The organism is Mycobacterium parascrofulaceum ATCC BAA-614, from assembly GCF_000164135.1.
GTDB classification, from domain to species: Bacteria; Actinomycetota; Actinomycetes; order Mycobacteriales; family Mycobacteriaceae; genus Mycobacterium; species Mycobacterium parascrofulaceum.
On sequence record NZ_GG770554.1, the window covers coordinates 432,698 to 446,959 of the forward strand.

Below are 14,262 nucleotides of genomic sequence, written 5' to 3' on the forward strand. Positions count from 1 at the left end.
AGGCGGCCGCGGCGGACGCCGTGGAGGTGCTGCTCGACTTCTCGGCCGACGCGGACTTGTCGCTCGATCCGGACTTTTCGCTTGACGCGCCGTTCGAGCCCGAGTCACTCGACGAGGAGCCGTTGGTCGAACTCGTGGACTTCTTGCCGGACTCGCGGCTGTCGGTGCGGTAGAAACCGCTGCCCTTGAACACCACGCCGACCGAATTGAAGCGCTTGCGCAGCCGCCCGGAGCAGCGCTCGCACGTGGTCAGCGCGTCGTCGGTGAAGGCCTGCACGATGTCGAAGCGATCGCCGCACTCGGTGCACTGGTAGCTGTAAGTCGGCACAAACACCTCCGGATGGTCACAAAGCCTGTTAGCACTCTAGCGTCTCAAGTGCTAGAACCGCCACGTGACGTCACTCATTCCCGATATCTCGCGGCGGATTCAGGGGGATCAGTCCGCCCCGCGGGGTGAGCGCATGGGTCATCGGGATGTCGTGCGCCTCGGCGGGCAACTGGTCGACCAATTCCGCGTCCCGCACCACCGCGACCAGCCGCGCGCCGGGGTCGCGGTGGCCCAGCGAGCGATCGTAGAAGCCGCGGCCCCGGCCCAGCCGCACCCCGCGGCGGTCGACGGCCAGCGAGGGCACCAGGATCAGGCCCGCCTCGGCGATCGCGGACGCCGGCAGCCACGGCTGCGGCGGCTCCAGCAGCCCCCACCGTGCGGATGTCAATGTGCCGGGCCGGTATTCGCCCCAGCGCAGTGGCTGGGCCGCGTTGTCGGCGCCGGTGCGCGCAACCGGGAGCAGCACCCGTCGGGCACGGCGCAGCAACGCGTCGACCATCTCGATCGACCCGGGTTCGGCGCCCACCGGCACATAGGCGCACACCGTGTCGTCGCCGCTCACGATGCTTTCCGCGGCTTCCAGGTGCGCCCGCAACATCCGCGCCTCGCCGGCTCGAACCTCGTCGGCAACGCGGCGCCGGGCCGCCTGCAGCTGCTCGCGCAACGCGGCCTTGCTGGTGGTCGCCATGGGACAACCATGGCAGCCGCGTCTTTGCCCGCGCCACATCGCCTCGGCAAACCGCGTTCGGGTTATCGTGTGAACAATGTCAAGCCCTAAAGTGGTGGTCCCACACACGGCGATCGTGCCCGCCGCCGGTCTTGGTACCCGCTTCCTGCCCGCGACGAAAACGGTGCCCAAGGAGCTGCTGCCGGTCGTCGACACCCCCGGCATCGAGCTGGTCGCCGCCGAGGCGGCCGAGGCGGGCGCCGACCGCCTGGTGATCATCACCTCCGAGGGCAAGGACGGCGTCGTCGCGCACTTCGTCGAGGACCTGGTCCTGGAGGGCACGCTGGAGGCCCGCGGCAAGAAGGCGATGCTCGACAAGGTGCGGCGGGCGCCGCAGCTGATCAAGGTCGAGTCCGTCGTGCAGGCCGAGCCGCTCGGCCTGGGACACGCCATCGGCTGCGTGGAGCCCACGCTGACGCCCGACGACGACGCCGTGATGGTGCTGCTGCCCGACGACCTGGTGCTGCCCACCGGCGTGCTGGAGACCATGTCGAAGGTGCGCGCGGAGCACGGCGGCACGGTGTTGTGCGCCATCGAGGTAACGCCCGAAGAGATCAGCGCCTACGGCGTTTTCGACGTCGAGCCGGTGCCCGGCGACCACCCGGACGTGCTCAAGGTCAAGGGCATGGTCGAGAAGCCCAAGCCCGAGGACGCCCCGTCGATGTTCGCCGCGGCGGGCCGCTACGTACTCGACCGCGCCATCTTCGACGCGCTTCGCCGCGTCGACCGCGGGGTCGGCGGCGAGGTACAGCTCACCGACGCGATCGCGTTGCTCATCGCCGAGGGCCACCCCGTGCATGTCGTCGTGCATCGCGGATCTCGACACGACTTGGGAAATCCCGGCGGCTACCTCAAGGCTGCGGTTGACTTTGCATTGGATCGTGACGACTACGGCCCCGAGTTGCGCCGGTGGTTGGTGGCGCGGTTAGGCCTGGCCGAGAAGTAGCCGGCCGGTGCGCCCCGCCTCAGGCGGAGCCCGTCAGGGCCGAGAGGGCGAGCCTAGAGGGCAGGGCCCGTCGAGGGCCAAAGAGGGCAGAGAGGCGCGCTGTGCGTTCTGTGGAGGAGCAGCAGGCCCGGATAACGGCCGCCGCGGTGGCGCCGCGGCCCATCAAGGTCGCCATTGCCGAGGCGCAGGGACTGATGTGCGCCGAGGAAGTGGTCACCGAGCGCCCCATGCCCGGTTTCGATCAGGCCGCCATCGACGGCTACGCGGTGCGCAGCGTCGACGTGCTGGGCGTCGGGGAAGTGGGCGTGGACGCCCTGGGTGAGCCGCCCGGCGACGCCGAGCTCGACGAAGACCGCCGCGAGGGGCTGGTCCTGCCCGTGATGGGAACGGTCGAGGCCGGTGCGCGCACCCCCAGCCGCCTGCAACCCCGGCAGGCCGCCAGGGTGCACACCGGAGCCCCGCTGCCCACGCTGGCCGACGCCGTCATCCCGTTGCGCTGGACCGACGGCGGGAGCACGCGGGTGCGGATCCTGCGGGGTGCGCCCTCGGGCGCCTATGTGCGCCGCACCGGCGACGACGTGCAGCCCGGTGACGTCGCGGTGCGCGCCGGCACGGTCATCGGCGCGGCCCAGGTCGGCCTGCTCGCGGCGGTCGGCCGCGAACGGGTGCTGGTGCATCCGCGGCCCCGGGTGACCGTGATGACGGTCGGCGGCGAACTGGTCGACATCTCGCGCACCCCCGGCAGCGGCCAGGTGTACGACGTGAACTCCTACGCGCTGGCGGCCGCGGCCCGGGACGCCGGCGCGGAGGTCAACCGCATCGGCATCGTCAGCAACGACCCCAGGGAATTCCGCGAAACCGTCGAGGGCCAGATCAACCGGGCCGAGGTGGTGGTGATCGCCGGCGGTGTCGGGGGAGCGGCGGCCGAGGCGGTGCGGTCGGTCCTGTCCGAGCTCGGCGAGATGGAAGTCGTCCGAGTCGGGATGCATCCCGGGTCCGTCCAGGGGTTCGGGCAGCTCGGCCGCGACGGCGTGCCGACGTTCCTGCTGCCGGCGAACCCGGTCAGCGCCCTGGTGGTCTTCGAGGTGATGGTGCGGCCGCTGATCCGCCTCTCGCTGGGCAAGCGTCAGCCGATGCGCCGGATCGTGCAGGCCCGCACGCTGTCGCCGATCACGTCGGTCGCCGGGCGCAAGGGCTACCTGCGCGGGCAGTTGATGCGCGACCAGGAGACCGGCGAATACCTGGTGCAGGCGCTGGGCGGGGCGCCGGGCGCGTCCTCGCACCTCCTGGCGACCCTCGCCGAGGCGAACTGCCTCGTGGTGGTGCCCAGCGGCGCCGAACAGATACGCACCGGCGAAATCGTCGACGTCGCCTTCCTGGCCCAGCGCGGTTAAGTGCAACGACTCCGCACGCTCGTGAACCTGTTGCGCACCAGCGCCCGCCATCCGGGTTGGCCGCTCGACGTCGGCCCGTTGCGCGTCCCGGCGGGGGTCGTCCGCCTGCGGCCGGTGCGGATGCGCGACGGCGCCCAGTGGAGCCGTGCCCGGCTGGCCGACCGCGCCCACCTCGAGCCCTGGGAGCCCAGCGCGGAGGGCGATTGGACCAGCCGGCACACCGTCGCCGCATGGCCGGCGCTGTGCTCGGGCCTGCGCGCGGAGGCCCGAGCGGGCCGCATGTTGCCGTACGTCATCGAGCTCGACGGGCACTTCTGCGGCCAGCTGACCATCGGCAACGTCACCCACGGGGCGCTGCGGTCGGCGTGGATCGGCTACTGGGTGCCGCGGGCGGCGACCGGCGGCGGGGTGGCCACCGCGGCGTTGGCGCTGGGCCTGGACCACTGCTTCGGCCCGGTGATGCTGCATCGGGTGGAGGCCACCGTGCGGCCCGAGAACGCGGCGAGCCGGGCCGTGTTGGCGAAAGTGGGGTTCCGCCAGGAGGGGCTGTTGCAGCGCTACCTCGAGGTCGACAAGGCGTGGCGGGATCACCTGTTGATGGCGATCACGGTCGAAGAGGTGTCCGGATCGGTGGCATCGACCCTGGTCCGCGGCGGGCACGCCAGCTGGGCCTGACCGCGCGCCGACCCCGGAGGCCCTCGACGTTGGCCCGGCGGCGGGCCCGCGGTGTGGCTACCGCGACACGAGTGACTCGTGGTGCTTGTGAGAGGCAAATTACAGGTGTGTAATTGTCCTGGTCACCTAGACCCGGCCGCGCTGGCCTCCGAGGGGCTTCGCGGAATCGGAACCGAAGAGAGCAGGTCGTCATGCCAAGCATTCCGCAGTCACTGTTGTGGATCTCGCTCGTCGTGCTCTGGCTGTTCGTCTTGGTGCCGATGCTCGTGAGCAAGCGGGACGCCGTGCGCCGCACCAGCGACGTGGCCCTGGCGACCCGGGTCCTCAACGGCGGTGCGAACTCCCGCCTGATCAAGCGCAGCGGTCCGGCCGCCGGGCACCGCAGCGACCCCAACTGGACGCCGCCGGAAGAGTCGGCCGAAAGCGAGCTGGACCTCCCCGAGGGGGAGGACGAGGAGCACGACACCGAGGAGCTGCGGGCGGCCCGCCCCGTCGTCATGAAGCTCGCGACCCCCGAGCGCACCGAGCCCGACTACCTCGACGTCGACGTCGTCGAGGATTCGCAGGCCCTGCCCGCCGGCGTCGCCGAGGTCGTCGAGGAAGAAGACGAGGAAGACGAGGATTCCGACACCGACGTCGTCGCCCAGGCCGGCTCCGACGAGGACGACGAGGGCTTCGAGTACGTCGAGGACTCGTCGGGCCTGGAGCCCGAAGCCGATGCTGACGACGACGAGGAGATGCCGGCGCCGATCCCGCGGAACGCCTCGCGGCGGCGGCGCTTCGACGCGAAGACCGCGGCCGCGGTCAGCGCCCGCAAGTACCAATTTCGCAAGCGGATGTTGATGGCGATGGCGGTCGTCCTGGTCGGCTCGGCCACGGCCGCGTTCAAGGTTTCACCGAGCGCCTGGTGGGTGTGCGGCACCGCCACCGCCGTGACGCTGCTCTACCTGGGTTACCTGCGGCGCCAGACCCGCATCGAGGAGAAGGTGCGCCGCCGCCGCATGCAGCGGATGGCGCGGGCGCGCATGGGCGTGGAGAACGCCTACGACCGCGACTACGACGTGGTCCCGTCGCGGCTACGGCGCCCGGGCGCGGTGGTCCTGGAGATCGACGACGAGGACCCGATCTTCGAGCACCTGGACTACGCGATGCCGATGCGGACCTTCGGGTGGCCCCGGGACCTGCCGCGGGCCGTCGGCGAGTAGCGCCGGTAGTTCGGCGGTTCGCGCCGCGGCTGGTAGCCTGCTAGCGGTCAGGGGCTATGGCGCAGTTGGTAGCGCGACTCGTTCGCATCGAGTAGGTCAGGGGTTCGAATCCCCTTAGCTCCACCCATTTACCAGGGGTTTTACTGCCCCAAGGGATTACGAGACAGGCGCATGCCGCTGGCGTGCCGCAGCAGATTCGATCGCCGCACCCAAATTTGCAGCCACAGCGTCTAGGTCTTCGTCGAACAGGTCGGCGTACACATCGAGCGTCATGCTGGCCTTCGCGTGCCCCAACATGCGCTGCACCGCCTTCACGTTGGCGCCGGCACTGACCGCCAGACTTGCCGCAGTGTGCCGCAAGTCGTGCGGCGTAATCGTCGGAAATTCCGGTGTGGCGGCCTGGCCGGCGGTCGCCACCTCCCGGGCCCGCTGCGCCGCGGCGGCCGCTTGCACCGCGCGTACCGCTGGCTCAAACACCCGGGCCCGGTAGTTGGAGTTCCTTAGCACGCCGCCCCGCTGGTCGGTGAAGACCGAGTCCTCGCGGCCCTTGCCCACCATGAGCGCCGCCAACTCAGGTGCCAGCGCGGCCGGGAACGGCACCGAGCGCCGCTCCCACGTCTTGGGTGCCGACCAAACCAGTCCTCCGGATTCGGTGACGGACCGGCTGACGTTGACCCGGCGCCGCAGCATGTCGAAGTCGCACACCCGGAGTGCCGCCATCTCACCCCAACGCAACCCCGTGTAGGCCAGGAACCTGATGACCTCGGGGTTGCGGTCCACTGCGGCGGCCAGCGCGCCGACTTGGGCGTGGGTCAGATACCCGCGGTCGGCGTGCTTGCGTTTGGGCAACTTGATGCCCTCGCACGGGTTGCGGGGTATGCGGCGGTCTTCCACCGCGGCGCCGAGCACCTGGCGCAGCAACCCGTAAGCGTTCTCAATCGTCGGTACGCCGACGCCATCGGTAACCATGGCTGCTACCCACGCCCGCACCGCGCCGGTACGCACATCAACCACCGCCGCGTCACCCCATTGCGGCTCCACGCGGCTGCGCCACGCGCTGCGTCGAGACGCCGCAGTTTTGGGACTAACGTGCCCCTGCGTCGCCACCCACGATCGGTAGACCTGTGCAACCGTCACCCGCCCGGCTGACGGCGCTACATGCGTGCCTGTGGCCAGCGCCGGCACGATGTCATTGGCAAGCCACGCCTCGGCGTCTGTCTTGCGACCAAACAGCTTGGTGTACTCGCGGCCCGTGTCATCGACGTACCTTGCCCGCCAACGCTTTCCCTTGCCGTAGGCGGCGCTGGGCACCGTCCGCGGCGTACCGTCCACGTCGTAAACGGTCTTGTGCCAGCGATCTGCGACGCCGGCGCGGCGGTTGCGCTTAATGCTCATTGCGGTGGCCCTGTCGGATCGGTTGTGCACGTTGCTCTCATAATGCCAACGTCTGTCAACCACTCAAATAAGTTCTGGCACAAAGCAGTTGTTGATGGCTTGCTTCAACCGTCCTTCACGCCAGTCAGCTTGCACGAGTTAGTTGCGGACACCGGCGACGTCCACGAAAGGGCTACGGCCCCCGTGTGCACACCCACCTTGCTCGCAGGGTTGAGCATCGTCGCACGTCGCGGCATGTGCATGCCGTGATAGCGGACCACTGACCAGCCCCCTAGTGGTTGACCTATGACCACCAAAACTCCTGAGTCGCACACTTTCAGTCGTACGCCGGTCGGCGCTGCCATGCAGTATTGCTCCGAACCGCATACCGCTGCGGTCGACCACACACCGTCAAACAGAGAAGGACTCATGACTACACCCAGCAGCACCGGCGCACCCGTGACCGATGGCGAGAGGCCGTTTATGTCCACGCGCGAAGTCAGCGCCTTGACCTCCGTGACGCAATCGACTTTGCGTTATTGGCGCCATTGCAACGAGGGTCCGCCATCGTTCGTCCTTGGCCGGCGGGTGGTCTATCGCCGCGCCGCCGTGCTGGAGTGGATTCAACAGCAGGAGCAGGCTACGCGCCGCGGCGGGCATCCGATCAGCAGCCAAGGGTAGTGGCGCCATGAGCGGCAAGTCATTCATCAGGGTCGTTCCCGAGGAGGTCGGCCAGCATGGAGCCGATGGCGCAATCGTGTTGGCGCACATCCGCTACCGATGCGAAACCGATGGCCCGGGCCGCTTTGTGGTGGATGGTGTCCGCTGGTGGCAGGTGTCCTTGGCCGAGCTCGCCACGGAGCTGTGCATATCGCGCGACGTCGTGAAGCGGACCGTGAAGCGCCTCGGCAAGGCCATCGCAGCAAACAATTTCGAGCCAGACAAGGGGCGAACGCTCGCCTACCATGTGCCACCCCGTAGCGACGCCCTGACCTGCGAAAGGGCGGAATCGCCCCAGCCTGACCTGCGAAAGGGCGAATCCACACCACCCGTAGGGCGGAATCGCCCCACCCTTGGGGCGGATTCGCCTTTTACACATCTATCTGGAGAACTAGGAGAAGGAGGGGGAGAAGGCGGGCGCGCTGGCGCGCGACCCGCTCCCGCCCAGGCAGACGCAGCATCAGCTAATGGCAAACCCCCGTCATGGAGACTAGGACCCCACGGGCCGCGGTGCCGCCGCCATGTCAACGACCCCGACCCGCCAGGGTGCCGTGGATGCGAGAAGGCGCGGGAAGCCGACAAAGCCGAGCGGGACGCCGAACAAGCCCGCCAGGACGAGGACCGGGCACGCATCCGGCGCGCTATCGACAGCTGCCGGGACTGCGACCAATACGGACGACTCGACGACTTGCGTACGTGTCCCAAGCATCCGTCCTTCCGGGAGGCATCGTGAAGCAGCACCCAGACCAGCCTCCCCTGTTCTGGCTTTGCGACATCTGCGGCTGGCCGCACATCGATCCGCGCGAGCACCGGGCCTGCGGCGCCGCGCTGAGCCGCTGGTTCCGGCCCGACAACCACGACAGCTGGGCCGATGAACCGAACCGGGCGCTGCTGTGAGGTTGAACGCCGATGGGGACATGCGGGTGACGGTGCTGGCGAAGCGCGATCCGCCGCGGGTGCAGATACATGCCGGCCCGCTGCGCTTCACCGCCACTGAAGCCGAAGCCGTCACTCTTGCAACCCAACTCGCGGACGCCGTGGCCGAACTACGCGCCGCCCGCGTCTACCGCAACGACAACACCACCGCACCGAAGGAGAACCGATGAGACCCGAGACTGACGAGTGGCTCGCCCCGCTGATCGCCGCCGCCAACCACAGCGCCATCGACGTGCCCGCGGTGGTGCTGCGTGCGTCGATGTCCGCTGCCGAAGCGGACGATCCCGCCGTTGACCGGCTGGCCCGCACGGCACCAGCCGGCGCCCGCTTGTCCGGTATCGACTGGGTTCGGTTCGGGCAGCTTCAGCGCCATGAACTTGGTTGGGAAACCACGTATCCGGCCTGCCCCGGCTTCCCCGAAAGGCGGCACCTGGCATGAGTGCCGACGACGCCGAGGCGGATGCGGCGATTACACGGGTGAATGCGATCAGGGCACACCACAGCCAGCCACACGTGCCCAGCACCGTGCGTGACCCCGACGACGCACGGGCCGAGCTGCGGCGCGTGTGCGCGGCCGCCCGGGCGCTGTCCCACGCCATGCAGGGCTCAGATGCGGGTGTAGCCATGGCGTTTGATGCCTACGAGTGCGAGGCCGACCCGGTGGGCCTGCCTGGCGCCGTGGCCGCCGCTGTAGCCATGACCCCAGCCGGCATAGGTTCGGCGGTGAGCGCGGCTGTCAGCGCCGCGGTGGCCGCCTGGCGGGGCAGCGCCGAAGCCGACACGGCGCTGCAACGCGGCGAGGAGCCCACGGCGGCGGTGCGGCGCATACGCGGCGGCATTGAGCGGGCGGTGTGGCACATCAGCAGCGCTGCCACGGCCGCGTTGCCCGATGGCGGCCGCGATCTGGCCGAGCGCCTGGATGGTTGGCTGGCCGGCCACACTTGGGCCCGTGCGGGTGCCCCGGATTACGAGGGCCGGCTGCGCCGCGCAGCCTGCATGATGATGCTCGGCCAACTCACCGCGGACGCGGGTATGTGCGGGCTGGCGCACGAGTTGGCGCGCCGCGAAAACCGCTGCCGCCCGTGGCTGCCCATCGCGCACGTCTTTGACCGGATGGCATTCATCGTGGAGCGGCTCGGCGGCAACCCGCCCGCAGGGGCCGTGATTGCCGAACTGCGGGCCGAACTCGCGCTGTTAGACGGCGTCCCGTACCTGCCCGACGACAACGGGACGACTGGTGCCTAGCCGATCAGGCGGCGGGCGCCCGGAACCGCTCGGCGCCGAACGGGATCGCGATCGCGGCGAAGAACGAGCCCCGAGCCTGGACGGCGCCCAGCCCGGCGACTTCATCCCGCGAGGCTGCACATGTAACACCGAGTCGCACGTCCCTGAGGACCATGCCATCGGGTGCCGGCTGGGTAAGCACCCACCCAACACGTCACGTCCCGGCCTTGGTTGTGACCTGTGATTCAACGGTTTTCGGGCGTGCTGCTCGATGTCGAGGAGGCCCGATACTTGGCCGAGGTGTTGGAGCACGCCGCCCGTGTTGGCCGGCCATCCGCACGAGTCGATGACCTCATCCGGCGTTTGCGCCGCGCAGCCGGTCCTAGCGAAGACGCAAACGAAGCCGCAAAGGGCAAGCGGCCGCAACCCGATCCGGGGCATCTTCGCGTCCATGACCTCGTGGACACCGCGCACGCAGCCCGCATTATCGGCTGCAGCACGGCGAACGTCCGCTACCTACGCGCCCGGGGCGTCTTGCCCGCGCACCGCGCTGGGTCCCGCTTCCTTTTCCCCGCCCAGCCCGTCGTGGAGTACGCCGAGCGCAGGGCTGCGCGCCTGGGGTAGCCATGCCCGTTGACGTAGTGACGATTCCCGGCGTCGAGCTTGTGCGTGTCGGTGTGCACGAAATCAGCACCGGCACATGGGTTGTTAGCCGCGAGGATCTGGCCGATGCTGTCGCAGCATCCAAGGCCGGAATCCTCGCTGACCCCGTCATCAAGCTGGGCCACGAGGGGCCGCTGGCCGGTGGCGCCCCAGCACTTGGGAGGGTCCGCAATCTACGGCTTGCGCAGTCGGGTGACCTGCTGATCGGCGATTTCGTTGATGTGCCTCGAGCCCTGGCGGCCGTCATGCCTAAGGCGTGGCCGCAGCGGAGCGTTGAGGGCTTGGTTGATTTCGCCGCCGACGATGGGCGCACGTACCGCTTCGTCGTCACCGGCTGCGCCCTGCTGGGCGCCGTGCGGCCCGGTGTTGATGGCCTCGCGGACATCGCGGACGTGTGCACGCTGTATGGCGTAGCAGCCGGGTCTGGTCGCCGCGTCGTGGTCGCATGCGTCCCGCCGCGCATCGGCGCACCTGATCCCCGGCGGGCCCGCGCTGTAGCCGTGGCCCGCGCCCGGCGTACCCGAATCCAGCGCATCACGTTAGGAGCCTGACCCGTGTCCTCAGTCCTCGCTTCACCCTTTGTCTTCAGCCCAGGAGCCGATGTTCCGGCCATGGCGACCGCGCCCATCACCGCCCGGCAATTCGTGGCCGTCAGCGGCGACCGTAATGCCAGCACCGGAAACGTCAGCGTGGCGCCGGCCGCGGCCGGTAGCCGCGCGCTGGGCGTGGCCGCGTGGGACGCCGCGGCCGGGCAACTGGTGCGCGTTGCTCGCGGAGGTGTGATCAAGGTGCTGGCTGGTGGCGCCATCACGGCCGGCGACCCCGTCCAGGTCGGTGCCGGCGGCACCGCAGTCACCGCAACAACCGGCGTCGTCGTCGGCCAAGCCATCGCATCCGCCCTGAACGGCGGCATCGCGCAGGTCGCCTTCCCCGCCTAACGCCTGAGAGGAACTGAGCAAGCATGACTAATCCCGTTACCAGCCCGCTCATCCCGACGCTCACCGGGCGGACGCTGACCGTTGACGCCGCACTCAACACGCCGACGATCATCCGCAACCAAATCGCCAAGCTCGCCGACCCACAAATCCTGCTGCCCAAGTTCTTCCGCCAGTACGGCGCCAAGGTGCAAGGCGGCGGCATCCTCTTCAACTCGGTTACCGTGGCAGACTTCTTCCTCGCCGGCAGCCTTGAGCAGCGAATCCCGGGCGCCGAGTACGCGGTAGTGGAAGGCGTGGATCCGGACCCCAAGCTGGCAGCAGTGGAGGACTGGGGCGGGAAGTTTCAGGTTCCCGAGGAAGCGTTGGCGCGCAACAACATCAACTATCTCGACCAGCAGACGACGCAACTCGCCAACACCATCACCCGCAAGCTCGACACCCGCACTGTCGACGCCTTACAGTCCGCGGACATCGCCAGCGTCGCCGTTGCCACCACCTGGCACAACCTCGTGTTCGTCGGCCCCCTCGATGCCATCACCGCCTCGGCCGACCGGCCCACCGCGCACTTCGCCGAGGTGCAGGAACTCGCCGACCTTGAGGAACTGGGGGTCACCCACGACCTGCTAGTAGTGCACCCCGAACAGGCCAAGCAGCTGCGCACCGCCTACGCCGACCGGCTCGACGACATGCTCGCCAGCGCCGGCTACACCGAAGGCATGTTCGTGAACCCCCGCCTGCCCGCCGGCACCGCGTACGTCTGCCAGGCCGGCAACGTCGGCACCATCGGCTTCGAGGTGCCGCTGACCGTGGAAACGTGGCGAGACCCCGCCACCCGCTCCTGGTGGGTCCAGGCGTTCTGCGTGCCCGCCTTCGCGGTGGACCGACCGTTCGCCGCCAAGAAGATCACCGGCCTCTCATAGCGAAAGGTGCTGACAAACGATGGCTCTCACATTTGACGACACGCAGGTTGGTGTCCTGCTCGCCCGCCTCGGCCTGCCCGAGGACACCGACGACCTGACCCTGGTCATCGACACCGTCAAAGACGTCACACGCGATCCGATGCAGGTGCCAAACGACGCCTCAGCATCGCAGGTTGCCGCGGCCGCGAAGAAGCACGGCCTGGAACTGCTGGACGCCGACAGCCTTGCAGCCTTGAAGCAAGACGCCGAGGAGGGCCGCCGGATCGTCGCCGCAGCCGCCCAGGCGAAAGTCGAGGCCACCGTCGATGACGCCGTCAATAAGGGCAAGATCACCGCGGCGCGCCGCAAGCACTGGGTGACGCTTATCCAGGCCGACCCAGGCATGGCCGACGTGCTCGCCGCTATCCCCGACGAGACAGCAGTGCCCTTGTCAGAGATGGGGCACAGCGCTGACACCGGCGCCGGCAACCTTGCCGAACAAGCGATTTGGTTTTACTAGAAGTCGTGGTGCAACGATGGTGCGCGGCGATGTAGGTGCACTGGTCAAAGATCGTTCGGATTGGCACCATCCGCCCGTGCACTCTTAGTTGTTCGAAGGTGGGCGCCGCAGTATCCCGCCGTGTGCACCGGCATTGATGTCCACTACGCCCGCACCAGACCCTCACCCAAGCCCAACGGCGGCCGCAAAACCACGCCGGCAATGGCCGCAGGCGTCGAAAACCGGCTCTGGACCCATCGCGACATCGCAGCCCTACTCGACTAAACATCGCGGCCTCAGGATGGTCCATCTAAATGTCGGTATTGGCGAGTAATGTAGGGCGTCCGCAAGACGTCGGCATAGAGAAGAGTACTGGGTTGAGGTTGAAGTCTTGGAGGCTGTGGTCACCGGGAGCGAAGGTGACCTTGGGCGTTATTATTCTTCTCGCCGCAGGTGGCGCTGCAATGTACTACGCCGAGTTGAGTAAGGAATCAGTCTTTCCAGCTGCCGCTGCAACAATTGCAGTCGGAGCCCTATTCGTCACCGCTTACAGCGCTTTCAACTCTAGCGCTCGGCTGAGGAAAAAGGACAGTCTCGAAGCTTGGACAGAGTGGTCGACCACTACCCGCGAAGCGCGTCGCCGCGTTACTAGAGTTCTTGGCGAGAAGAACCTCACCATGAAGCAGGGCAAGGCGCTGCTGGGTGAGGGCACACTCCTGGACAAAGACGGCAATGAGTTGACCGACGAAAAGTGCATTGAGATCGAGAATGACATCACGGACATTTTGAACGGTCTCGAGCGACTAGGAGCGGGAGCCGTACTTGGCGTCTATGACGACGCAGTCTTTCGCATCAGGGGTGCGACGATCATCGAACGGACGTACCAGCGGTTCCTGCCTTACATAATCGCTACCAGAGAGGCGGAGGATGTCGAGAAGCGCCAGACCCGAGCTTTTACTGAGCTCTCCGTCCTCTACCAAATGATCGAGCCATCTCTGCTGTCGCAGTTACTGCGAGGCAGCAGAGCGTCATCCGACCAAGCACGGCTCGACGCGTATAAGCGCAGGTAGCTGATTACATGAGGAGAGGCCGCAGCCAACCTTGGCTGCGGCCTCTCGACGAGGTACTAGCGGGACTCTAGAACTCGTCCTTCTCTTCCCATGTGGTCATGTCATTACTCTCCTTCATTTGTTCGCAATTTTCAACAACAAACACGCTCGTTGTGTTCCAGCTCGCAAACAACCCCGATTGTGACGCTCCCAACTGGGCAAACGCCGTCTGACCTGGCCGTTCTCTGCTAGGTTACCCTTCTCAGGCTCTCAGCAATCACGAATTTACAGGACTCACCAGCACTTGGCTTAGCCTGCCGGGCCCAAACCATCCCAAGCCTTCGCTAGCCACGCCGAACCCCGCCCCCGCGCTACGCGGTGGTTGGACCTTCTAGCGGAGATAATCTGCTCCACTTCGCGTTCCGCGGAGGCCCCGGAAGGCCGCGCCATGTACATCTCGACGCTGGCTCTCCCGCAAGCTCTACCTCTGGTCCTGCCGCCTACGGGAGGACTGGCACGAAATCGCACTCACCGCCAACGATGGCGAGCCCACCTCTGCTGCTACGGCGACCTTGCCGGATCATGGCCCGAACCCTGGGAGTTCAGCTGCTCATGCGAGCGCTGATGCCCCCGGACCACCGTGCAGTGCAACTGAGCCGCGTGACTCAGTGCAAAATCGCACTTA

19 protein-coding genes, 1 tRNA gene and 1 pseudogene are annotated in these 14,262 nt (G+C 67.8%); 17 read left to right on the plus strand and 4 right to left on the minus strand.

Going from position 1 to position 14,262, the window contains the following annotated elements; all coding sequences use genetic code 11:
* Both HMPREF0591_RS12115 and HMPREF0591_RS12120 read right to left on the minus strand, forming a co-directional pair.
* On the minus strand, positions 1–328 hold a 328-nt coding region (locus tag HMPREF0591_RS12115; RefSeq protein WP_040622389.1), incomplete at its 3' end, for an FmdB family zinc ribbon protein.
* A 70-nt stretch (positions 329–398) separates the two neighbouring features.
* A complete protein-coding gene (locus HMPREF0591_RS12120; protein WP_007168843.1) occupies positions 399–1,016 on the minus strand; it encodes a 5-formyltetrahydrofolate cyclo-ligase in 618 nt (205 codons plus the stop codon).
* Between the two features lie 76 nt (positions 1,017–1,092).
* On the opposite strand from HMPREF0591_RS12120, the gene HMPREF0591_RS12125 reads away from it, so the two are divergent.
* From HMPREF0591_RS12125 to HMPREF0591_RS12145, 5 genes are all read left to right on the plus strand, one after another.
* The gene (locus HMPREF0591_RS12125; RefSeq protein WP_007168844.1) at positions 1,093–2,001 is read left to right on the plus strand and encodes a UTP--glucose-1-phosphate uridylyltransferase; all 909 of its coding nucleotides are present in this window, start codon (positions 1,093–1,095) and stop codon (positions 1,999–2,001) included.
* A gap of 101 nt (positions 2,002–2,102) precedes the next feature.
* Complete coding sequence (gene glp / locus HMPREF0591_RS12130) at positions 2,103–3,395, plus strand: molybdotransferase-like divisome protein Glp (protein ID WP_040622391.1); 1,293 nt, start codon at positions 2,103–2,105, stop codon at positions 3,393–3,395.
* Between the two features lie 21 nt (positions 3,396–3,416).
* Positions 3,417–4,070, plus strand: a complete 654-nt coding sequence (locus HMPREF0591_RS12135; RefSeq protein WP_040622739.1) for a GNAT family N-acetyltransferase — start codon at positions 3,417–3,419, stop codon at positions 4,068–4,070.
* Between the two features lie 191 nt (positions 4,071–4,261).
* Positions 4,262–5,275, plus strand: coding sequence for a divisome protein SepX/GlpR (sepX, locus tag HMPREF0591_RS12140; RefSeq protein ID WP_007168847.1), 1,014 nt, complete (start codon positions 4,262–4,264; stop codon positions 5,273–5,275).
* 50 nt (positions 5,276–5,325) lie between these two features.
* Positions 5,326–5,398, plus strand: a tRNA-Ala gene (locus HMPREF0591_RS12145).
* Between the two features lie 33 nt (positions 5,399–5,431).
* Here HMPREF0591_RS12145 and HMPREF0591_RS33890 read toward each other — a convergent pair.
* Positions 5,432–6,670: a tyrosine-type recombinase/integrase gene (locus HMPREF0591_RS33890; RefSeq protein ID WP_040622394.1), complete on the minus strand. Its 1,239-nt coding sequence runs from the start codon at positions 6,668–6,670 to the stop codon at positions 5,432–5,434.
* A 462-nt stretch (positions 6,671–7,132) separates the two neighbouring features.
* On the opposite strand from HMPREF0591_RS33890, the gene HMPREF0591_RS30935 reads away from it, so the two are divergent.
* Complete coding sequence (locus tag HMPREF0591_RS30935) at positions 7,133–7,330, plus strand: helix-turn-helix transcriptional regulator (RefSeq protein ID WP_007168849.1); 198 nt, start codon at positions 7,133–7,135, stop codon at positions 7,328–7,330.
* A 19-nt stretch (positions 7,331–7,349) separates the two neighbouring features.
* Here HMPREF0591_RS30935 and HMPREF0591_RS32320 read toward each other — a convergent pair whose 3' ends face one another.
* On the minus strand, positions 7,350–7,616 hold the full coding sequence (locus HMPREF0591_RS32320) for a hypothetical protein (RefSeq protein ID WP_139093788.1): 267 nt from the start codon (positions 7,614–7,616) through the stop codon (positions 7,350–7,352).
* A 482-nt stretch (positions 7,617–8,098) separates the two neighbouring features.
* Here HMPREF0591_RS32320 and HMPREF0591_RS32325 point away from each other — a divergent pair, with 482 nt between their 5' ends.
* The 11 genes and pseudogenes from HMPREF0591_RS32325 to HMPREF0591_RS32330 all read left to right on the plus strand — a co-directional run bounded on the left by HMPREF0591_RS32325 (position 8,099) and on the right by HMPREF0591_RS32330 (position 13,598).
* A complete protein-coding gene (locus HMPREF0591_RS32325; protein ID WP_007168851.1) occupies positions 8,099–8,266 on the plus strand; it encodes a hypothetical protein in 168 nt (55 codons plus the stop codon).
* A 20-nt stretch (positions 8,267–8,286) separates the two neighbouring features.
* Entirely contained in the window at positions 8,287–8,475 is a 189-nt protein-coding gene (locus tag HMPREF0591_RS12155) for a hypothetical protein (protein WP_208857751.1), read from the plus strand.
* Positions 8,472–8,744 carry a hypothetical protein gene (locus tag HMPREF0591_RS12160; protein ID WP_007168853.1) on the plus strand — a complete coding sequence of 91 codons (273 nt, stop codon included), beginning with the start codon at positions 8,472–8,474 and terminating at the stop codon, positions 8,742–8,744. Before HMPREF0591_RS12155 ends, HMPREF0591_RS12160 begins: the two co-directional genes overlap by 4 nt.
* Complete coding sequence (locus HMPREF0591_RS12165) at positions 8,741–9,550, plus strand: hypothetical protein (RefSeq protein ID WP_007168854.1); 810 nt, start codon at positions 8,741–8,743, stop codon at positions 9,548–9,550. Before HMPREF0591_RS12160 ends, HMPREF0591_RS12165 begins: the two co-directional genes overlap by 4 nt.
* A 438-nt stretch (positions 9,551–9,988) precedes the next feature.
* Complete coding sequence (locus HMPREF0591_RS34660; RefSeq protein ID WP_425270188.1) at positions 9,989–10,153, plus strand: helix-turn-helix domain-containing protein; 165 nt, start codon at positions 9,989–9,991, stop codon at positions 10,151–10,153.
* 17 nt (positions 10,154–10,170) lie between these two features.
* On the plus strand, positions 10,171–10,743 hold the full coding sequence (locus tag HMPREF0591_RS12175; RefSeq protein ID WP_244268883.1) for a hypothetical protein: 573 nt from the start codon (positions 10,171–10,173) through the stop codon (positions 10,741–10,743).
* A 60-nt stretch (positions 10,744–10,803) separates the two neighbouring features.
* Complete coding sequence (locus HMPREF0591_RS12180; RefSeq protein WP_007168858.1) at positions 10,804–11,130, plus strand: capsid cement protein; 327 nt, start codon at positions 10,804–10,806, stop codon at positions 11,128–11,130.
* A 23-nt stretch (positions 11,131–11,153) separates the two neighbouring features.
* Positions 11,154–12,050: a major capsid protein gene (locus HMPREF0591_RS12185; protein ID WP_007168859.1), complete on the plus strand. Its 897-nt coding sequence runs from the start codon at positions 11,154–11,156 to the stop codon at positions 12,048–12,050.
* A 19-nt stretch (positions 12,051–12,069) separates the two neighbouring features.
* Complete coding sequence (locus HMPREF0591_RS12190; RefSeq protein WP_007168860.1) at positions 12,070–12,549, plus strand: hypothetical protein; 480 nt, start codon at positions 12,070–12,072, stop codon at positions 12,547–12,549.
* A 146-nt stretch (positions 12,550–12,695) separates the two neighbouring features.
* Positions 12,696–12,813 (plus strand): annotated as a pseudogene (locus HMPREF0591_RS34665) (IS1 family transposase); the annotation flags it as partial.
* A gap of 29 nt (positions 12,814–12,842) precedes the next feature.
* Positions 12,843–13,598 carry a DUF4760 domain-containing protein gene (locus HMPREF0591_RS32330; RefSeq protein ID WP_208857752.1) on the plus strand — a complete coding sequence of 252 codons (756 nt, stop codon included), beginning with the start codon at positions 12,843–12,845 and terminating at the stop codon, positions 13,596–13,598.
* Positions 13,599–14,262 lie beyond the last annotated feature (664 nt).